We start from the raw sequence: 19,595 nt of genomic DNA, 5'->3' as shown, positions 1-19,595 counted from the left end.
CTCCCCGCGGGTTTCGGTGCGCCGGGGGGTGGGGGGGGGGGGGCGGGGGGGGGGGGCCGGGCCCCGGGGGGCGGGGGGGGCGGCACCCCCACGCCGTCAGGCCCCCTCGGGCTTCTCGGAATCCACCCCCGGCCGCGCCTTCTTCCACATCCCGCGCGTGAAGTCGGGGATCGCCTGAGGCGCCCCCTTCGCCTTGATCGACAGGTGGCTCAGCGGTACCGGAGACGTCCACGTGGCGGCGTCGTACACGTCGAAGTCCGGTACCAGGCCGACTCGCAGACACTGCATCAGACGGAACACCATGATGTAGTCCATGCCGCCGTGGCCGCCCGGCGGGTTGGAGTGCTCCTTCCACAGCCAGTGGTCGAAGTCGGTGTACTTGGAGAAGTCACCCCAGGAGTCGTTCGTGTGGTCCGGCTCTATATAGATCCGCTCCGGGTAGTCCTCGAACACACCCTTCGTGCCGCCGAGGCTGTTGATCCGCGAGTAGGGGTGGGGTGTGGACACATCGTGTTCGAGCCGGATGACACGCCCCTTCGCCGTCTGGACCAGGCTGATGGTGCGGTCGGACTCGATGTACGTCTCCTTCCAGCTCGGGTCGCCCTTCGGCATATGGGCCTCGCGGTACTGGGCGAGGCCGAGCGAGGGCGTGCCGAAGCTGGAGATGTGTGTGACGCGGTCACCACGGTTGATGTCCATGTAGTTGGCGACCGGGCCGAAGCCGTGGTTGGGGTACAGATCGCCGCGCAGCCGCGTGTGCCACAGCCGCCGCCACGGGCCCTCGTAGTAGTCGGGGTCGAACATCAGGCCGCGCAGGTCGTGGTTGTAGGCGCCCGCTCCGTGCAGCAGATCGCCGAACTTGCCGGCGTGCGCCATCCGCAGGACCCGCATCTCGTTCCTGCCGTAGCAGCAGTTCTCCAACTGCATGCAGTGCCTGCGGGTGCGCTCGGAGAGATCGACCAACTCCCAGAGCTGGTCGAGCTGGAGGGCGATCGGACACTCCACACCGACGTGCTTGCCGTTCAGCATCGCCGTCTTGGCCATCTCGAAGTGCCAGTCCCAGGGCGTCGCCGCGTACACGAAGTCGATGTCGCCCCGTTTGCACAGGTTCTCGAAATCGTGATCGCCCTTGGTGTACGTCGCCGGGGCGGGCTGGCCCGCGGCCGTCACCTTGGCCGCCGCTCTCGCGGTCTTGTCCTTCACCGGGTCGCAGAGCGCGACCACTTGGACCCCCGGAATCGCCAGGAACAGATCGATCATGCTGCCGCCGCGGTTGCCGAGCCCGATGATGCCGACCCGCACGGTGGAACGCCCCTCGAAGGGCACGCCGACCATGGTCTCGCCCTTCCGGGCCGGGGCCTCGGCGGCCGCCGCCCCGGCCTGCCCGGCCCCGCTCCGCCCGGCCTCGGACTGTCCGCCGGCGGCCTGAGCCGAGCCACCGGTGAACGCGCCGAGTCCGAGCCCCGCCCCGGCGATGCCGGCCGTCCGCAGCACGGTCCTGCGGGACTGCCCGGCTGCGTCGTGATCGGGCTGCTCGTGGCTCGCGTCGGGTGCCGGTGTCGCGTTGTCGTCGTGCATCGGACCTCCATCGGTGGGTGGCTGCGCTGCAAGCGCTTGCCACCCTGGAGGGGGACGACACGGGGACGCAAGGGGCAGAAGTGGTCCGGGAGTTGGACTTTCTTTACGGAGTCTTTGGGACCTGCGGGTAGCGGCGAGGCGGAAGTTGGCGTGCCAAGCCCCTCGGCGCCACTGGCCTAGGGGCGCGTCGCGCGTTCCAGCGCCACGATCACGGAGTAGTAGCCGCGGCCCGTCGCGTGGTCCATGCCCACCTCGCACATGCGGTTCGCCGACAGATGCGCGTCGAAGTCCCGGGCGGTCACCTCGGCTGCCTCCCTGCGCGTGGCCGACTCGGTGAGCTCCTTGTGGAGCATGCCCCGGTCGCCCGCGAAGGCGCAGCACCCGGCGTCGTCCGGGACGACGACCTCGTCGGCGCAGGCCTCGGCGACGGCCCGCAGCTGTGCCACATCGCCGAGGTGCTCCATGGAGCACGTCGGATGAAGGACCGCCGAACCGACCGTCCGGTGCACCGTGAGGTGCGGAAGCAGCTCGTCCGCAGCCCAGACGATCGAGTCGACGATCGTGAGCTCCTTGTGCAACTCCCTGTTGTCGTCCGTCAGACAGGGGACGACTTCATGGGCGATGCCGAGCGTGCACGACGAGGCGTCGACGACGAGCGGCAGTCTGCCGCCGGCGGTCCAGCCCCAGGCCGCCTCGACGATCCGGTTCGCCATGACGGTGTTGCCCTCGTCGTAGCCCTTCGAGTGCCAGATCGTGGCGCAGCACGTTCCCGCGACATCGTCCGGAATCCAGACCGGCCGTCCCGCGCGCGCGGAGACGGCGACCACGGCCTGCGGGAGTGACACGGCACCCGGGGTGCCGAAGATGCGGTTCACACAGGCCGGGTAGTAGACCGCGGCGGCGCCCACGCGCGCGGTGCGGGGGAGCTTCCGGGCGGCGGCAGCGGGGATCTCCGGCAGCCACTCCGGTACCAGGTCGGGGCGGACGGCCTTGCGGGCGGCCTGGGTCACGGAGGTCAGGAGCCGGTCGCCGATCTTGCCGGCGGCCGCCACGGCGAGCCGCGCCGACGCCTCGACGGCCTTGAAGTTCTTCGCCGTGAACGCGGCCACCCTCTCCTCGCGCGGGGAGTGCCGCGCGTGGCGGAACTCCTTCATGAAGGCGCCCGTGTCGATGCCGACCGGACAGGCCAGCTTGCAGGTCGAGTCGCCCGCGCACGTGTCCACCGCGTCGTACCCGTACGCCTCGACGAGCCCGTCCTCGACCGGCGAACCGGAGGGCTGGCGCATCATCTCGCGGCGCAGGACGATCCGTTGGCGGGGCGTGGTCGTCAGGTCCTCACTGGGGCACGTCGGCTCGCAGAACCCGCACTCGATGCACGGGTCGGCGATCAGCTCCACCTTGGGGATCGTCTTGAGGCCGCGCAGATGGGCCTTGGGATCGCGGTCGAGGACGATACGCGGCGCGAGGACGCCGTCCGGGTCGATGACCTGCTTCGTGCGCCACATCAACTCCGTGGCCTTCGCGCCCCATTCGAGTTCGAGGAACGGCGCGATGTTGCGCCCCGTGGCGTGCTCGGCCTTGAGCGACCCGTCGAAACGCTCGACGGTGAGACGGCAGAACTCGTCCATGAAGGCGGCATACCGCTCGACGTCCTCGGGCCTGCCCGCGTCGAAGGCGAGCAGGAAGTGCAGATTGCCGTGTGCCGCATGACCGGCGACGGCGGCGTCGAAGCCGTGCCGGGTCTGGAGTTCGAGGAGGGCCTCGCACGCCTCGGCCAGGCGCGACGGCGGCACCGCGAAATCCTCGGTGATCAGCGTCGTCCCGGAGGGGCGCGATCCGCCGACCGCCGTCACGAACGCCTTGCGGGCCTTCCAGTAGCCACCGATCGTCTTCGCGTCCCGCGTGAACGCGTTGGTCACCGAGGCCACGGGCGTCACCAGTTCGAGCCCCTCAAGCACCTCGGCGGCCGCCGCCTCGTAACGCTCCTGGGCGGCCTCGTCCGGCGCGCGGAACTCGACCAGGAGCGCCGTCGTCGACTTGGGCAGGCGCGCCCAGTCGGCGGGCACCCCCTCCACACGCACCGAGGCCCGCAGAGTATTGCCGTCCATCACCTCGACGGCGATCGCGCCCGCCTCGTTGAACAGCGGGACCGCCGCTGCCGCCGCGGGCAGCGAGGGGAAGAACAGCAGCGCCGTGGACACCTTCCGGTCGAGGGGCAGCGTGTCGAACACGACCTCGGAGATGAAGCCGAACGTCCCCTCGGAACCCACCATGAGGCCGCGCAGGATCTCCACGGGCGTCGCGCCGTCCAGGAAGGCGTCCAGGCGGTAGCCGTTGGTGTTCTTGATCTCGTACTTGGCGCGGATACGGGCGACCAGCTCCGCGTCGGCCTCGATCTCGCCCTTGATCTCCAACAGGCCCACGCAGAGGGCCGGTTCGGCGTGCTCGAGGAACGCTTCGGCATCGGGGTCGGCCGTGTCCACCACGGTGCCGGAGGGCAGCACGAAGGTGAGCGAGGCGACGGTCCGGTACGAGTTCCTGGTGGTGCCCGCCGTCATGCCCGATGCGTTGTTCGCGACGACCCCGCCGATCGTGCAGGCGATCGCGCTGGCCGGATCGGGGCCGAGCACGCGGCCGTGCCGCGCGAGCGTGGTGTTGGCGCGTACGACCGTCGTGCCCGGGCCGATCCGGGCCCGCTCGCCGTCACCGATGACCTCGATGCCCGCCCAGTGCTTGCGGACGTCCACGAGGATGTCCTCGCCCTGCGCCTGCCCGTTCAGCGACGTGCCCGCCGCGCGGAAGACCACCTCGCGGCCCTTGCCGTGCGCGTACGACAGGACGGCCGACACGTCGTCGATGTCCTCGGCGACCACCACGACCTGTGGCACGAAACGGTAGGGACTCGCGTCCGACGCGTACCGCACGAGGTCCGAGATGTGGGTGAGGACCTTGTCCGCCCCCAGGAGCCCGACCAGGTCGGAGCGCAGCGGCTCCGGGGTCCCGCCGGCCCGCGCGTCGGGCACCCGGTCGGGCGCCGGGCCTCCCACGTGCGGGTCCGGGCGCAGCGCTTGTGGCTTCGGCTCCAGCAGGGGCATGCCTGTCCAGCCTCTCCTCGGACGCTGCGGCTCAGGGCCTGACACCCAGGGCCTAACAGCGGTGGTCGTACGGCGTCTCGAACAGCGCGTTCATCAGGACGCCCAACTGGGCGCGCTGGTCGGGGGTCAATGGAGCCAGGATGTCCTCTGCGGCGGTCCTGCGCGCGCTCCGCAACTCACGGAGTGCTTTGCGCCCCAGCTCGGTGAGCTCGATGCGGATCACCCTGCGATTGGTGGGATCGGGTACCCGGCGCACCAGGTCGGCCGCCTCGAGTCCGTCGACCAGGGTCGTCACGGCGCGGGGCACGACTTCGAGGCGCTCGGCGAGGTCGGCCATGCGCGGCGGCGTGTCGTAGTGCACGAGGGTGCGCAGGAGCCGGGACTGGGCGGGTGTGATCCCGACCGGCTCCAGATAGCGCTTCTGGATCCGCTGCAGCCGTCGGGTCAGCCGGAGCAGCTGTTCCGCGAGAAGGCCGTCGGCGTCCGGGGTACTCATGTGCGGAAGAATATCAGGACCTTGTGCATTGTGAGTATAGGTAACAATGAGCTATGCTCCCTGAGACCTTGAATCGCCACCCGTAGGAGGCTCATGCATCACCATGAACCCGGCTGGACGCCGTCGCCATCCGACACCACGTCGCCGGAGCCGCGGCAGATGCGCCGCATCCTGGCCCTCTTCCGTCCCTACCGCGCCCGCCTCGCGCTGGTCGGCCTGCTGGTCGGCGCCGCCTCGCTCGTCTCGGTCGCCACTCCCTTCCTGCTCAAGGAGATCCTCGACACCGCTATCCCGCAGGGCCGCACCGGCCTGCTGAGCCTGCTCGCCCTGGGCATGATCCTCAGCGCCGTCGTGACCAGCATCTTCGGCGTCCTGCAGACCCTGATCTCCACGACCGTCGGCCAGCGCGTCATGCACGACCTGCGCACCGCCGTGTACGGCCGGCTCCAGCGCATGTCGCTGGCCTTCTTCACCAGGACCCGCACGGGCGAGGTCCAGTCCCGCATCGCCAACGACATCGGTGGCATGCAGGCGACGGTCACCTCCACCGCCACGTCCCTGGTCTCGAACCTCACCAGCGTGGTCGCCACCGTCGTGGCGATGGTCGCGCTCGACTGGCGGCTCACGGCCGTCTCGCTGCTCCTGCTGCCTGTCTTCGTGTGGATGAGCCGCCGAGTCGGCCGTGAGCGCAAGAAGATCGCCACGCAGCGCCAGAAGCAGATGGCCGCGATGGCCGCCACAGTCACCGAGTCCCTCTCCGTGAGCGGCATCCTCCTCGGTCGCACCATGGGGCGCGCCGACTCGCTCACCCGCTCGTTCGCCGACGAGTCCGAGCAGCTGGTCGGCCTGGAGGTCCGGTCGAACATGGCGGGGCGGTGGCGCATGGCCGTCATCACGATCGTCATGGCCGCCATGCCCGCCGTCATCTACTGGGTCGCGGGCGTCGCACTCCAGCTCGGCGGCCCCTCCGTCTCGATCGGCACCCTGGTCGCGTTCGTCTCGCTCCAGCAGGGGCTGTTCCGGCCGACCGTGAGCCTGCTCGCCACCGGCGTCCAGATTCAGACCTCGCTGGCGCTCTTCCAGCGCATCTTCGAGTACCTCGACCTGCCGATCGACATCACCGAGCCCGAGAAGCCCGTCCGCCTCGACACGATCAAGGGCGAAGTCCGCTTCGAGAACGTCGAGTTCCGCTACGACATCGCCGACGGCAAGAGCGCGGCGATACTCGACGGGATCGATGTCACCGTCCCGGCGGGCGGCAGCCTGGCCGTCGTCGGCCCCACGGGTTCGGGCAAGTCCACGCTCAGCTATCTGGTGCCGCGTCTGTACGACGTCACGGGCGGACGCGTCACGCTCGACGGGGTGGATGTGCGCGACCTGGACTTCGACACCCTCGCCCGGGCCGTCGGAGTCGTCTCCCAGGAGACGTACCTCTTCCACGCCTCGGTCGCGGAGAACCTCCGCTTCGCCAAGCCCGACGCCACGGAGGAGGAGCTGCACGCGGCGGCCAGGGCGGCCCAGATCCACGAGCACATCGCCTCCCTGCCCGACGGGTACGACACGGTCGTCGGCGAGCGCGGCCACCGGTTCTCCGGCGGCGAGAAGCAGCGCCTCGCCATCGCCCGCACCATCCTGCGCGATCCGCCGATCCTCATCCTCGACGAGGCGACGAGCGCCCTGGACACCCGCACCGAGTTCGCCGTGCAGGAGGCGATCGACGCGCTGTCGGCCAATCGCACGACGGTGACGATCGCCCACCGGCTCTCCACGATCCGGAGCGCCGACCAGATCGTCGTCCTCGACGGCGGGCAGGTCGCCGAGCGGGGCACCCATGAGGAGCTCTTGGAGCGGGACGGCCGCTATGCCGCCCTGGTGCGCAGAGACGCCCAACTGGAGCCCGCGAGATAGCCCGTGTCCGGGCACGCGGGTGACAGCCGAGTGGAGCCACCGACCCTGCGATATGCCTGGTATGTCACCCTCTGCGGGTTAGCGTTCGGCCATGCTGAACGAGACTCCGCAAGGAACCACGGTGCGAGTGACGCGCAGGGGCCGCGCCTCCCTGATCGCGGGTGGGGCCCTCGTGGCGGGGGCTGCCGCCGTGGTGATGCCGCTCCTGCTCCTGGGCAACGTTGGTGGTGACAAGCGGCCGCAGGCACTGACCGTCCCCGAGGGCTGGCGCGCGGGCCAGGTCTACGAGGCCCTGGACAAGGCCCTCGGTGTCCCGGCAGGCACGACCGAAAAGGCGGTGCCCAAGGCCGGCCTCAAGCTCCCCGGGGACGCAGGGGGCAACCCGGAGGGCTATCTCTTCCCGGCGACGTATCCACTCAACGACAAGTCGACTCCGTCGACCCTGTTGTCCGACATGGTCAACACCGCCAACAAGAAGTTGAACGGCAGCCAGGTGACGGCGGGAGCCGACCGGGACGCGGTGAACCCGTATCAGACCCTCACCATCGCGAGCATTGTGGAGGCCGAAGCCGCCACCAAGGGGGACATGGGCAAGGTGGCCCGCGTCATCTACAACCGCCTCGACCATGGCATGCCGCTCCAGATGGACTCGATCATCAACTACGGGCTCAAGCGCTCCACGGTCAACACCACCAAGAAGACCCGGGCCGAGAACCCGTACAACACCTACGTCCGGATGGGGCTGCCGCCCACCCCGATCGCCAATCCCGGGGCCGAGGCCATGAAGGCCGCGATCAGCCCGCCGCAGGGGGACTGGCTGTACTTCGTGACGGTCAAGCCCGGCGACACGCGCTTCACGGCGGACTTCGACGAACAGCAGAAGAACGTCGCGGAGGTCAACAAGCTGCACACGAGCGGCAAGCCGTCGTCCGCCTGATCGGGCCACGTCGGTGCGTCACACGGTGGCCGGGGCTCCGGCCAGCAGGCGCTTGATGTCCCGGACGGCCGCGCGCCCCGCGCGGTTGGCGCCGATCGTGCTGGCCGAAGGTCCGTAGCCCACCAGGTGGATCCGCGGATCGGCGACGACCCGGGTGTCCTCCGCCTGGATGCCGCCGCCGGGCCCGCGCAGCTTCAGTGGCGCCAGATGCTCGATCGCAGGCCGGAAACCAGTGGCCCACAGGATGACGTCCGCGTCGACCCGCCGTCCGTCGTCCCACTCCACGCCGGACGGTGTGATCCGGTCGAACATCGGCAGCCGGTCGAGCACACCGTCGGCGCGGGCCTGCCGGATCGCGTCGTTCAGCGGCAGCCCCGTCACCGACACCACGCTCTGCGGCGGTAGCCCCGCCCGGACCCGCTCGTCGACCAGGGCGACCGCCGCGCGGCCGAAGTTCTCGTCGAAGGGACCCTCGTTGAAGACGGGCGGCCGGCGCGTCACCCAGGTCGTCGCGGCCGCGTGGGGCGCGATCTCCATCAGGTGCTGCGTACCGGAGGCCCCACCGCCCACCACGATCACTCGCTGTCCGCGGAACGCCTCCGGACCGGGGTAGATGGCCGTGTGGAGCTGGCGCCCGCGGAATGTCTCCTGGCCCGGGTAGCGCGGCCAGAACGGCCGGTCCCAGGTCCCCGTCGCATTGATCAGCGCCCGCGTCGACCACGTCCCGTCGGACGTCTCGACGAGGAGCCTGCGCCCGTCTCCCTCGCGCACGGCGCGCACATCGACGGGACGTCGCACCCGCAGGTCGAAGGTCTCCTCGTATGAGGCAAAGTACGCCGCGATCACCTCTGACGACGGCCGGGACGGGTCCGCTCCGGTCAGTTCCATGCCCGGCAGCGAGTGCATGCCGTGCACCTTGCCGTACGTCAGTGAAGGCCAGCGGAACTGCCAGGCGCCGCCGGGACGCGGTGAGTGGTCGAGGACGACGAAGTCCCGCTCCGGCTCGAAGCCGGCCCGGCGCAGGTGATAGGCGCTGGACAGTCCTGCCTGCCCAGCGCCTATGACGACCACGTCGACCTCATGCGCGCCCGCTGTGTCCCGTACCCCGATATCGTTCACGGTTCTACTAACTGTGCCGGGGTCGTGGATCTTCCCGCACCGGGCGCGCGACGGTTCAGCGGCCCCCGGCGACCAGGAGCGGTGCGCCTCCGACGGCAGGCCTGGGGAGCGGGGACGCCGGGATCCGCGGCAGCAGCCCGCGCGCCGCCAGATCCGGGATCACGCCCTCCCCGAACCAGTACGCCTCCTCCAGGTGGGGATAGCCCGACAGGACGAAGTGCTCGACGCCCAGCGCGTGGTACTCCTCGATCCGGTCGGCGACGTCCGCGTGGCTGCCGACGAGCGCCGTGCCCGCGCCGCCCCGCACCAGACCGACGCCCGCCCACAGATTGGGCGAGATCTCCAGGTCGTCGCGCGAGCCCCCGTGGAGCGCGAGCATCCGCTGTTGGCCGACCGACTCACTGCGGCCGAGCGCCTCCTGGGCGGCGGCCACCGTCTCCGGCGACAGGTCGTCGAGCAGCCGGTTCGCCGCAGCCCACGCCTCCGCCGACGAGTCGCGCGAAATCGTGTGCAGCCGGATCCCGAAGCGGACCGTGCGCCCCTCCCTCTCGGCGAGCCCTCTGATCCAGTCGATCTTCTGCTTCACCTGCTCGGGCGGCTCGCCCCAGGTCAGATACACATCCGTGTGCCGCGCGGCGACCGGGCCCGCCGCGGCCGACGAACCGCCGAAGAAGATCTCCGGCAGCGGGTCCGGCGGCAGCGCGGTGAGACCGCCCTCCACCTGGTAGTGCTCACCGCCGAAGTCGAACGGCTGCCCGCTCCACACCCCGCGGACGACCGACAGGAACTCATCGGTCCGCGCATAGCGCCGGTCGTGATCCAGGTGGTCACCGAAGCGCCGCTGCTCGGTCGAGTCACCACCCGTCACCACGTTCAGGAGCAGCCGGCCGCGCGTGATCCGCTGATACGTCGCCGCCATCTGGGCGGCGAGCACCGGCGAGATCACCCCGGGACGGAAGGCCACCAGGAACTTCAGCCGCTCGGTGTGCTGGGCGAGCGCCACCGTCGTCAGCCAGGCGTCCTCGCACCACGTACCCGTCGGCGTCAGTACCGCCTCGAACCCCAACTGCTCGGCGGCCTTGGCGATTTGGGCCAGATATTCGATGTCGGGCGCGCGCACGCCGCTGACCGGGGCGATCCGCGAGCGCTTGACGCCTCCGTCGGTGTAGGCGTGCCGGTCCACGAGCGTGCGGCCGTCGCCGCCGGTCGGCAGGAACCAGTGAAGGTGAACGCTCATGGTCAGGACTCCTTGCCGAAGGTGCGGGGTGCGGTCGTCGATGCCGGAAGACCACCGTTGAACCGGGTGTCCACGAACGACGCGAAGTCGATCTTCCGGGGGATCAGCTTCAGTGCCGTGAAGGTGTCGGCGATCTGCTGCTCCGAGGCGATGGCGGGCTTGTCGACGGCGACGGTGACCCGGGTGCCGTTGGTGCGCTTCACCGCGTCCAGGGCGACGTCGTACGGCAGCCCGGTGTCCTTCGACCAGACCTTCGCCCACGCCTCGGGATGCTTGAAGACCCAGTCCTGCGCTCGCTTGAGCCGCTTGAGGTAGTCACCGATCGCGGCGGCCTTCTTGCTGTCCTTGAGCGAGGACGGCGCCGCGATCTGGAACGCGAGCCCATTGGTGATCCCGCCCCCATCGGTGAGCACCCGCCCCTGCTTCCCCCGCAGAACCTGGGAGGTGTACGGGTCCCAGACGGCCCAGGCGTCCACCTTGCCGCCGGTGAACGCGGCGAGCGCGTCGGCCGGCTGGAGGTACTTGACCTGCACGTCCTTCAGGGACAGGCCGGCCTTCTTCAGGGACGCGACGAGCTGGTAGTGCGCGGACGAACCCTGCGCCACGGCGATGGACCTGCCCTTGAGGTCCTCGGGCTTCTTCAGCTTCGAGTCGTTCGGGACGAGGATGGCGTCGCCCTGCGCGGTGCCGTGGCTGGCCGCCACGACGGAGATCTTCGAGTTGGCGCCGGCCGCGAAGACGGGCGGGGTGTTGCCGACCCCTCCGATGTCGACCGCCTTGGCGTTGACGGCTTCGAGGAGCGGCGGCCCGGACGTGAAGGTCGACCAGCGGATCTTGTAGTCGAGGTCGTCGAGCTCTCCGGCGGCCCGCAGCACGGCTTCCGAACCGCCCTTCTGGTCACCGACGTTGAGCGTGAGGGCCCCCTTGCCGTCGGTCCTGCCGCCGCCCGAGCCGCCCGTGGACGTGTCGGCGGCGGAGGTGCCGGAGCAGGCGGCGAGCAGCAGGGCCAGAGGGAGCAGTAGAGGGGAGGCGAGGCGTCGTCGCATGGGGAGTCCGTTTCGTGGGTTCATGGCCGGCCATAGCCGGCATCGGCCCGTCGGGCGCAGGCCGGAATGGCCGTACGGCGGTGCGCTGGTACGGGTGCTGTGTGTAGGGGTGGTGTGTAACGGGGTGGGACAACCTGATGAGACGTCAGGCAGCCGCAGGGGAGGAGGAAGTCTCCGGCACGTCGACCCCCAGACGGTGGAGCAGCTCGGCACGCAGCTCGCCGAAGCGCGGGTCGGAGATCCCGCGTGGACGTTCCAGATCGATCTCGGTCTCGTACGCGATGACGCCTTCGTCCATCACGAGCACGCGGTCGGCGAGCAGGACGGCCTCCTCGACGTCGTGCGTGACCAGGAGGACGGCGCAGCCGCGCCGCTGCCACAGCTCGTCGACGAGGCGCTGCGCCTTGATGCGGGTGAGCGCGTCCAGTGCGCCGAACGGCTCGTCGAGCAGCAGCAGGTCGGGCTCGCGCACCAGGGCGCGGGCCAGCGAGGCGCGCTGGGCCTCGCCGCCGGAGAGCGTCTTGGGCCAGGCGCTCGCACGGTGGCTGAGACCGACCTCATCCAACGCCCGCTCGGCGACGGCCCGTTCGGGTTTCCCGGGCAGCCCGAGCAGCACATTGCGCCACACCCGCTTCCACGGCATGAGGCGCGGCGCCTGGAACGCGACGGCCTTGCGGCGCGGCACGAGCACGGTGCCCTCGATGTCGCGGTCGAGCCCGGCGAGGATGCGCAGCAGGGTGGACTTGCCGCAGCCGCTGCGGCCGAGCAGCGCCACGAACTCGCCCGGCCTCACGTCGAGATCGAGGCGGTCGATGACGGCGCGCCCGTCGAAGGAGCGGGTGAGCCCCTCCACGCGTACGGCAGAACGGGGCTCTACGGACGGGGACTTGGTGGTGGTCACCGGCCGGTGAACGTCGGTCGCCATTGCAGCAGCAGCCTTTCGAGGGTACGGACGACGAAGTCGGCGAGCAGGCCGAGGAACGCGTAGACGATCAGGCATACGACGATGACGTCGGTCCGCAGGAAGTCGCGGGCCTGCACCATCAGGAAGCCGATGCCGGCGTCCGCGTTGATCTGCTCGGCGAAGACCAGGGCGAGCCACGAGATGCCGAGCGAGTACCGCAGCCCCGTCATCGCGCCGGGCAGCGCGCCCGGCAGGACCACATGGCGCACGAGACCCCAGCGGGAGAGCCCCAGGGACTCCCCGGCCTCGATCAACTGCGCGTCCACGCCGCGGATTCCGGCGTACACGTTCAGGTACAGCGGGAATGAGACGCCCAGCGTGATGATGGCGATCTTCGGTGCCTCGCCGATCCCGAACCAGATGATGAACAGGGGGATCAGGCCGACGAACGGCACGGTCCGCAGCATCTGCACGCTCGCGTCGACGAGGTCCTCGCCGACCCGGAACAGGCCCGAGACGAGGGCGAGCCCGGTACCGACGACGACGCCGAACAGCAGGCCGATCGCCACGCGTTGGAGTGATACCCCCATGGCGTTCGGCAGCGACCCGTCGGAGACGAGATCGCCGGCGACGCGGGCGATGGTGCCGGGCGACGCGAGGACGTCGGCGGTCAACACGCCTGTACTGCTGAGGAGTTGCCACAGGACGAGCAGGAGGAGGGGTCCGGATGTGCGGCGCAGCCACCGCGGGACCCGAGTGCGGCGGGTGGACGACGGAACGAGGCGTTCGAGTTCGAGGCGGCCGGCGGGTTCGGCAGCGGAATCGGCGGGGGCGGCGGCGTCCGGGCCGGGCGACTTGGCGACGACGTCCGGATCCGGCGGGGCATGGCTGATGCTCATGGGTGCTCCACGCAGAAGGCAGGGGAGGGCAGCGGCGAAGGTGAATGGGGTACGCGTATGCGTCAGCGCCCCCGCGTGAGTTCACGCGGGGTCGAGGCAGGGGCGTACGGGGCTACGCGACGTAGCCGGAGATGCGGGGAAAGGGCGTCAGTGGCCGCGGCGACACGCGGCGGAGGCCACCCGCAGCAGGTCGATGTGACCGCGCGTGGTGAGCAGAACTGAACGCAACATGCCGCAGAAAGTAGCCACCTTGTCGACGTGTGGTCAATGCCGTCTCGATGGATGGACGCGCCGTATCAGGGGACGGGCGCGGATCGGGCACGTACGGCGCCCGATGCGTGAGGATGGATCCATGTCCGACGCCTTCACCACGCGCATCCTGAACGTGTCCACCGGCTCCGCGGAGCGGGTCGTCGACCTGACCCACGACTGCCAGACCTTCCTGAGCGAGGTCGCAGAGGGACGCGACGGCCTGCTCAACATCTTCGTGCCCCACGCGACGGCCGGCGTGGCCGTCATGGAAACCGGCGCGGGCAGTGACGACGACCTCCTTGCGGTCCTCCATTCACTGCTCCCCGCGGATGACCGCTGGCAACACCGCCACGGCTCCCCGGGTCACGGCCGCGACCACGTCCTCCCGGCCCTGGTCCCACCTCACGCCACCCTCCCGGTGATCGCCGGCGCCCTGGAACTCGGTACGTGGCAGTCGGTGTGCCTGGTCGACACGAACAAGGACAACGCGCGGCGGGAGGTCCGGTTGTCGTTTCTCGGGTGACGAGGACGCCGACCGCAGGACGGAAGTCCGACCGACCGGCGTCGGTCGGAGAAGCCCCGGGCGCAGCAGACGTGATCCATTTTCCTGCACGGGTCGCTTGTGCGAACCGTTCGCTGTTCTCAACTGAGACGGATCAGGCGGACCAGGGGGACCAGGGGGACCAGACGGATCAGACCGAGTAGGGGTAGACGTCGACGGAGGGAGCCGTGAATTCGACACGGCCGCCGACGGAGGGCTTCACGGGCCGGTCTCCTTCTCCTCGCGCTCCTGTGGCCGTGAAGTCCACGAGGAGGATGTCGGTGCCGCACCGGATCGCCACTACGGCGTCCTCGTCGACGGAGGCGACTTCCCCCTTGATCTGCCGGCTCCCGCGGCGCGTCCGCCCGCAGAGTGTCCGGGCCACCCGCGTCTGCCCAGTTCACGACGGTGTCAGGGACGTCGATCTCGACGTCCACCGCATCACCCACTCGCACCGCCCCAGGCCAGCGCCAGTGCGCCCAGGCTCGCCCGACCGGGCTGTCGAAGACGATGTCCGGTGCGTGATCGCCCGTGGTGTCGTCGAGAATGCCCAGAATCTCAACGCGCATTACTACCTGGCGGCACGCGAACCATGGTGTTGTTCACGGTCCATGTGTGGGTGGACGATTCGAACGTCCAGGTTTCCATGTGGAGATGGACCTTGGTCGGCTTGCTGTTCATCTCGTGCGATCCGAGCCGGGGTCCGGCCCGACGGCTTCCTCGGCTTTGTCCTGTGCCCATTTGACGGTGTCGGCGTAGGTGTCGAGTGCTTCGGCTGCTCTGTCGCAGGCGTGGGCCCATTTGGTGGGGTGGTCGCCGAACTTCTTGCGGAACGCGTCGGCGCCCTCGCCCGCCCAGCCGGACGAGTCGACCTTCTTCATGCCCTGGCCGACATGGTCGAACGCGGTGAGCGGCATGTCTGGGTACCGGGACGGCCTGCCCGAGGCATCCCGGTACCCAGACATGCCGCTCACCGCGCTGCGGCTGCGGACGCGGCTGCTTAGCAGACCGGACTGCCGACCTGGCCTGACCGCGGTCAGTGTTTGATGCCTACGCCCGCCAACAGGCTGATCTCGGCGTCCGCGATCTCCGTGCCGTCGTCGGGTCCGGCGGGACGCCAGCGGTGGCAGCAGCAGATGCCGGGGTCGATCAGATCGAGCCCGTCGAAGAACCGGCGGACATCGCTGTGCGAACGGAACTGCACCGGAGTCCCGGAGTTGGTGTAGGCCTCCGCGACCGCGTTCCAGGTGTCGGGGTCGAAGTCGGGCGTGCAGTGGTTCATGGCGAGGGCGCTGCCCGCCTGGAGCGGGTCGAGCAGCCGACGGACGATGGCGTACGGGTCGTGGGGGTCGGTGACGAAGTGCATCAGCGCGTTGAGGGTGAGGGCGATGGGCTGGTCGAAGTCCAGGACCTCGGAGTCCTCCACCGCGCTCATCAGCGCATCGGGGTCGGTGACGTCTGCCTCGATGTAGGCCGTGCGACCCTGCGTCGTGCTGCGCATGAGGCGTTCGGCGTACTTGAGCACGAGGGGGTCGTTGTCGACGTACACGACGCGGGCATCGCCGGCGACGGACTGGGCGACCTGGTGCAGGTTGGGCTCGGTCGGGATGCCCGTGCCGATGTCGAGCCACTGGCGGATGCCGTGCTCCTGAGCCAGCACACGGGTGGCCCGGTGCATGAACGCCCGGTTCTCGCGGGCGGTCACGGGGAGGCCGGGGTGGGCCTTGGCGGCGAGCAGGGCCGCCTCCTTGTCGACCTCGAAGTGGTCCTTGCCGCCGAGGAAGTAGTCGTACATCCGGGCAGAGTGCGCCCTGCTCGTGTCGAGATCCCGGCCGGCCTGCTTGGTGGTCATGTTCTCCCTTTCGTGAGTGTGTCTGTCGGCCCGCAGGCCAGGATCGGGACCGCTGTCGTCGCCCCTACTGCTACTGCCCGCCGCCGGTTGACCCGGCGGCCAAGTGATCGGCCAGGCCCTCTTTGACCCCGCGGAGGAACGCGGCGATCTCCTCCGGCGTGTAGATCAGCGCCGGCCCGGCCGGGTCGGTCGACTGCCGTACGGCCACGCGGCCGTCGGCGAGTTGTTTCGTCTCGACGCACTGACCGCCGTTCGGCCCGCTCCAGGGACGCTCCCAGCCCTGTTCCCCGAGATTGCGGGCCGGCATGCCGTTGTAGACACCCTCGTCGGTGATCGTCATGAGTACTCCTTGCGCATGTGGTTCAAGAGCGCCCTGCTGTCCTCGGACGACGTCTGCAGCGATAGGCGGGAATGCGCCTCGAGGTGGGCGACCACGTCCTCGCGCTGGTCCAAGTAGACGGAGGCGGACAGGAGTTCGCTGTAGACGATGTCGGGCAGCTCGGGTTCCTCGAACCGGAAGTACGTGAACGGGGCGCACGCTCCGACGTGCGCATCTGCGGCGAAGGGCACGATGTCGACGCTGACATGCGCGAGCTCGGACATGTCCAGGAGCCGCTCGATCTGCTCCCGCATCACGTCGGGGCCGCCCACCGGCCGGTGGAGGACGGCTTCCTCCATGACCACCCACAACGTGGGGGCGTCAGCCCGCTCCAGCAGGCTCTGGCGGCGCAGCCGCAGCTCCACGCGGCGCGCGATCTCCTCCTCGCTGCCGTTCGGCAACCCGCCGCGCAGCACGGCGTGTGCGTAGTCGGGAGTCTGCAGAAGGCCGGTGACGTACTGGGGTTCATAGGTGCGCAGGGTCTTGGCGCCCGTCTCCAGGCTGACGTAGGCGGTGAACCAGCTGGGGACGACATCGCGGTAGGAGTGCCACCAGCCGGGCTCGTTGGCCTGCTCGGCCAGGTCGACGAACTCGTCGATCTCCTGACGGTCCGCGCCGTAGGTCTCCAGGAGCTTCTCCACATAGAGAGGCTTCAGCGCGACCTCGGCCTTCTCCAGCCGACGGATCGTCAGGGTCTTCACGCGCAGGGCTTTTGCCGCGTCCTCCAGCGAGGCGCCGGCGCCGAGCCGCATGTCCTGCAGCCGGCGGCCGAGGATCATACGCAGGACTGTCGGCGCGCTGGTGCCGGAACGGGCTTCGCTCACGCCCAACCTCCTGAGGGATCATCAACACCGCCATTCTGACAGTGACTTGATGACGACGCCAGGGTGATATCCAACTGCTGAAATTATCAGGGAGTCGGTTGCAGCCTGAGTGTGATCACGCGCATAGTTGACTCGTGAGCGGTCAAGTCACAGCTCTGACGCAGCATCCGGCCCGGACGGGACGCGTGATGCTGATGCCGTCGTCGGCACCCCACCGCGGGGCGCCCTCCTCGGCGCGCGCCTCTCACCGCTCGAGCTGCAGCCCGCATCCCCGCACCGCGCCCGTCCCCCGGAAGGCGCTGGAAGGCGACATCCGTGACTCTCCCCACGCCCTCGGCCCCGGCCCTGACCCCCGCCTTAGGCGCGACCGTGCCTCGTCGGGAGTTCTGGTTCGGCCTGCCCGCCCTGCGCACCAGCGCGAGATCCGCCCGCGACACCGTGCGCGACCGGCTCCGTGCCTGGAAGGTGCCCGGCGACACATGCTGCGACGCGGTGCTGCTGGTCTCCGAGCTGACCACGAACGCCGTACTCCACACTGCCAGCGGACATGTCCTGTGCGGCCTCACGCTGACCGGCGACGAGCGGCGCCTGCGCATCGAACTCCACGACGACAGTGGCACCCTGGTCCGCCCGCCCGAGCACCACGCCGGACCCGGCGAGGAGAGCGGACGAGGCCTGCTCCTCGTCCAGCAACTCGCGGACCGCTGGGGCTCCGCACGCTCGACGCGGGCCGAAGGCAAGGTCGTCTGGGCGGAGTTGACAGCTCACCCCTGACGCCGTGGGCACCGGCCGGCGCCGAATGTGGCGCCCGCCCGGGCACTGACAGCCCGGATGCGGCGTGGCCGGGCCCGGCCTGCTGTGCACCGGACCAACTCCTCCGTCCGACGGCAGAGACCGCCGCCGGCACCGTACGGCCCCGCTACGTCCCCTTCACGCGGCGAGGAACCCCTTCTCCTCGATCCCCCTACAGAAGGCGCCCATGACCCCCCACAGCGAAACCGCTCCTCCCGTCGTGCTGTACGTATGCGCCGACCGAGCCCAGGGCGCGCGCGGGGCAGCCACGCAGTGCGCGCAGACCGAAGGCCAGGCGTTCGCCCAGGAGCGCGGACTGGCGATCGCCGAGGTCGTCACCGACACGTACGGTGAGCCCGACCCGGCCCGGCGCAGAGGGTGGCGGCGTGTGAGACAGCTGGTACAGACAGGCCACGTCACCGCGGTACTCGTCCGCTGGCCCAGCGCCATCGCCCCGGAGTCCGCGCACGAACTGCGGAACCGCGAGACCGTCTGGCTCCACGACCACGGCGTGCGCGTCCGGTACACCTGGGGGCCCTTGTCTTCGAAGAGCGACGAGGTGCGGTGATCCCTCTCGGTGATGTACCAGATCTCTGATCCACCCGGCCGGTGACGGCGGCCGCCGGCGCCGCGCAGCCGGTCCAGGATGGCCGTGGCTGCCTTGTCGTAGCCGGCGAACTCGTCGTGCGGGACGGACTCGGCGTTGGCCATCTCCAGGAGCGTAACCACTTCAAAGGCGAGCTGGGGGACATCGATGTCCTCCGCGAACTCCTCCGCGATCTCTTCCGTCTGCTGTGCCGCAACGATGGTCTGCTCCAGATACGTGGACCAGTTGGTAGGGCCGTGGCGAGGGTGTCGAGTGCACCTTGCCCGCGCGGGCGTCGCACTCCGCCGATGTCGAGATTCGTCGCGGAGAACGTGCCGTCCGCAGTTCTGCCTCGCGTACAGGGACACTGTCCGCTTCCGTTGGAGTGAAGCACTCGATGAGCCGCAGCCCCTCCACTCCTCGATACGTAATGGTTCCTTTGAGGCAATCATGATCGAAGGGAGCAGGGTTGTGCATATGAGGCGTATCGGAACAATCCTGAGCGCTGCCGCGCTCACCATCCTGACCATTCCGGCCGACGCTCACGCCGCAGCAGTCGCCTGCGGCGGTGGTGTGTCGACCGGCCGCGTGGCCGTCAACGGCTGCATCAGCGCCCAACGCGGAAAGGAAGGCAGGATCTACACCCGGGAGATCACGGCGTACATCAAGGCGCGCAACACGGGGTCGAGGGCGGTGAACGTCTCCTACGAGGCGTACTTCCGAGTCGTCTCCGGTGGCTACTGGGTGAAGCTGGGCAGCGGTCGCACCTATGTCCCGGCGGGTGGAACCGTCGAGCCCACAGAGGTGGGAAGCTCGACCCGGCCGTGTGGGCCCGTGAAGGTCGAGATTCGCGTACATGCCCGTGCCGACGGGGGCGCCTGGAGCGGCTGGTCCACCGCCGGCACGGCGCAGTGCCAGACCTGAGCGGCTGAACAGACGATCCCCGAACCTCGCCAGGGCACTGGCCTACTGCATGGACCCCCTGCGCTTCCTCCTGCGGGACCCGCCAGTTGATGCCCGACGACTTGTCGCCTCGGCCGCCAGCATGTGAGCCGGTCAGTGCAGCACCTGCCATCACGCTGTCGGCCCTGGCGAGACCGAGCGGGCCTTCCTGGACCTGGTTGCCTGGTTGCCTATTCGCCTGGTCCTT

The 19,595-nt window shown here is 69.7% G+C and carries 20 protein-coding genes; 6 read left to right on the top strand and 14 right to left on the bottom strand.

Features of this window, described 5'->3' with window-relative positions:
* Positions 1 to 96: 96 nt before the first annotated feature.
* The 3 genes from ACIPWY_RS21980 to ACIPWY_RS21970 all read right to left on the bottom strand — a co-directional run bounded on the left by ACIPWY_RS21980 (position 97) and on the right by ACIPWY_RS21970 (position 5,169).
* The gene (locus tag ACIPWY_RS21980) at positions 97 to 1,578 is read right to left on the bottom strand and encodes a Gfo/Idh/MocA family protein (protein ID WP_393702748.1); all 1,482 of its coding nucleotides are present in this window, start codon (positions 1,576 to 1,578) and stop codon (positions 97 to 99) included.
* A gap of 176 nt (positions 1,579 to 1,754) precedes the next feature.
* Positions 1,755 to 4,673, bottom strand: a complete 2,919-nt coding sequence (locus ACIPWY_RS21975) for an FAD-binding and (Fe-S)-binding domain-containing protein (protein ID WP_393702746.1) — start codon at positions 4,671 to 4,673, stop codon at positions 1,755 to 1,757.
* A 52-nt stretch (positions 4,674 to 4,725) separates the two neighbouring features.
* Positions 4,726 to 5,169 carry a MarR family transcriptional regulator gene (locus ACIPWY_RS21970; protein ID WP_362906754.1) on the bottom strand — a complete coding sequence of 148 codons (444 nt, stop codon included), beginning with the start codon at positions 5,167 to 5,169 and terminating at the stop codon, positions 4,726 to 4,728.
* A gap of 93 nt (positions 5,170 to 5,262) precedes the next feature.
* On the opposite strand from ACIPWY_RS21970, the gene ACIPWY_RS21965 reads away from it, so the two are divergent.
* Positions 5,263 to 7,077 (top strand): ABC transporter ATP-binding protein, encoded by a 1,815-nt coding sequence (locus tag ACIPWY_RS21965; protein WP_401534504.1) that lies wholly within the window; start codon positions 5,263 to 5,265, stop codon positions 7,075 to 7,077.
* A gap of 91 nt (positions 7,078 to 7,168) precedes the next feature.
* Positions 7,169 to 8,014 (top strand): endolytic transglycosylase MltG, encoded by an 846-nt coding sequence (gene mltG / locus ACIPWY_RS21960; RefSeq protein ID WP_362906750.1) that lies wholly within the window; start codon positions 7,169 to 7,171, stop codon positions 8,012 to 8,014.
* Positions 8,015 to 8,032: 18 nt separating this feature from the next.
* Here mltG and ACIPWY_RS21955 read toward each other — a convergent pair whose 3' ends face one another.
* From ACIPWY_RS21955 to ACIPWY_RS21930, 6 genes are all read right to left on the bottom strand, one after another.
* Complete coding sequence (locus ACIPWY_RS21955) at positions 8,033 to 9,133, bottom strand: NAD(P)-binding domain-containing protein (protein WP_401534502.1); 1,101 nt, start codon at positions 9,131 to 9,133, stop codon at positions 8,033 to 8,035.
* Positions 9,134 to 9,188: 55 nt separating this feature from the next.
* The gene (locus ACIPWY_RS21950; RefSeq protein WP_362906746.1) at positions 9,189 to 10,370 is read right to left on the bottom strand and encodes an LLM class flavin-dependent oxidoreductase; all 1,182 of its coding nucleotides are present in this window, start codon (positions 10,368 to 10,370) and stop codon (positions 9,189 to 9,191) included.
* Positions 10,371 to 10,372: 2 nt separating this feature from the next.
* Positions 10,373 to 11,416: an ABC transporter substrate-binding protein gene (locus ACIPWY_RS21945; protein WP_362906744.1), complete on the bottom strand. Its 1,044-nt coding sequence runs from the start codon at positions 11,414 to 11,416 to the stop codon at positions 10,373 to 10,375.
* 145 nt (positions 11,417 to 11,561) lie between these two features.
* Positions 11,562 to 12,341: an ABC transporter ATP-binding protein gene (locus ACIPWY_RS21940; protein WP_362906742.1), complete on the bottom strand. Its 780-nt coding sequence runs from the start codon at positions 12,339 to 12,341 to the stop codon at positions 11,562 to 11,564.
* Positions 12,314 to 13,219, bottom strand: coding sequence for an ABC transporter permease (locus ACIPWY_RS21935; protein WP_362906741.1), 906 nt, complete (start codon positions 13,217 to 13,219; stop codon positions 12,314 to 12,316). Before ACIPWY_RS21935 ends, ACIPWY_RS21940 begins: the two co-directional genes overlap by 28 nt.
* 147 nt (positions 13,220 to 13,366) lie before the next feature.
* Entirely contained in the window at positions 13,367 to 13,450 is an 84-nt protein-coding gene (locus tag ACIPWY_RS21930; RefSeq protein ID WP_351373514.1) for a putative leader peptide, read from the bottom strand.
* A gap of 121 nt (positions 13,451 to 13,571) precedes the next feature.
* On the opposite strand from ACIPWY_RS21930, the gene ACIPWY_RS21925 reads away from it, so the two are divergent.
* On the top strand, positions 13,572 to 13,994 hold the full coding sequence (locus ACIPWY_RS21925) for a secondary thiamine-phosphate synthase enzyme YjbQ (protein ID WP_362906739.1): 423 nt from the start codon (positions 13,572 to 13,574) through the stop codon (positions 13,992 to 13,994).
* A 169-nt stretch (positions 13,995 to 14,163) separates the two neighbouring features.
* Here the strand turns inward: ACIPWY_RS21925 and ACIPWY_RS21920 are convergent, their stop codons facing one another.
* The 5 genes from ACIPWY_RS21920 to ACIPWY_RS21900 form a co-directional block, all read right to left on the bottom strand.
* Positions 14,164 to 14,397, bottom strand: coding sequence for a hypothetical protein (locus ACIPWY_RS21920; RefSeq protein ID WP_362906737.1), 234 nt, complete (start codon positions 14,395 to 14,397; stop codon positions 14,164 to 14,166).
* A gap of 292 nt (positions 14,398 to 14,689) precedes the next feature.
* On the bottom strand, positions 14,690 to 14,929 hold the full coding sequence (locus ACIPWY_RS21915; protein WP_401534498.1) for a putative T7SS-secreted protein: 240 nt from the start codon (positions 14,927 to 14,929) through the stop codon (positions 14,690 to 14,692).
* A 119-nt stretch (positions 14,930 to 15,048) separates the two neighbouring features.
* Entirely contained in the window at positions 15,049 to 15,864 is an 816-nt protein-coding gene (locus ACIPWY_RS21910; protein WP_362906733.1) for an SAM-dependent methyltransferase, read from the bottom strand.
* Positions 15,865 to 15,934: 70 nt separating this feature from the next.
* On the bottom strand, positions 15,935 to 16,204 hold the full coding sequence (locus tag ACIPWY_RS21905) for a DUF397 domain-containing protein (RefSeq protein WP_362906731.1): 270 nt from the start codon (positions 16,202 to 16,204) through the stop codon (positions 15,935 to 15,937).
* Entirely contained in the window at positions 16,201 to 17,067 is an 867-nt protein-coding gene (locus ACIPWY_RS21900; RefSeq protein WP_362906729.1) for a helix-turn-helix transcriptional regulator, read from the bottom strand. The genes ACIPWY_RS21905 and ACIPWY_RS21900 overlap by 4 nt, the downstream gene beginning before the upstream one ends.
* Before the next feature lie 315 nt (positions 17,068 to 17,382).
* Between ACIPWY_RS21900 and ACIPWY_RS21895 the strand changes: the two genes are divergently transcribed.
* From ACIPWY_RS21895 to ACIPWY_RS21885, 3 genes are all read left to right on the top strand, one after another.
* Entirely contained in the window at positions 17,383 to 17,841 is a 459-nt protein-coding gene (locus ACIPWY_RS21895; protein WP_362906727.1) for an ATP-binding protein, read from the top strand.
* Between the two features lie 205 nt (positions 17,842 to 18,046).
* On the top strand, positions 18,047 to 18,427 hold the full coding sequence (locus ACIPWY_RS21890) for a hypothetical protein (protein WP_383887213.1): 381 nt from the start codon (positions 18,047 to 18,049) through the stop codon (positions 18,425 to 18,427).
* Positions 18,428 to 18,922: 495 nt separating this feature from the next.
* On the top strand, positions 18,923 to 19,369 hold the full coding sequence (locus ACIPWY_RS21885) for a hypothetical protein (protein ID WP_401534494.1): 447 nt from the start codon (positions 18,923 to 18,925) through the stop codon (positions 19,367 to 19,369).
* Positions 19,370 to 19,595 lie beyond the last annotated feature (226 nt).

This window comes from Streptomyces sp. NPDC090032 (assembly GCF_044748025.1).
Lineage (GTDB): Bacteria > Actinomycetota > Actinomycetes > Streptomycetales > Streptomycetaceae > Streptomyces.
This window is presented reverse-complemented; position numbering and strand designations above follow the sequence as displayed.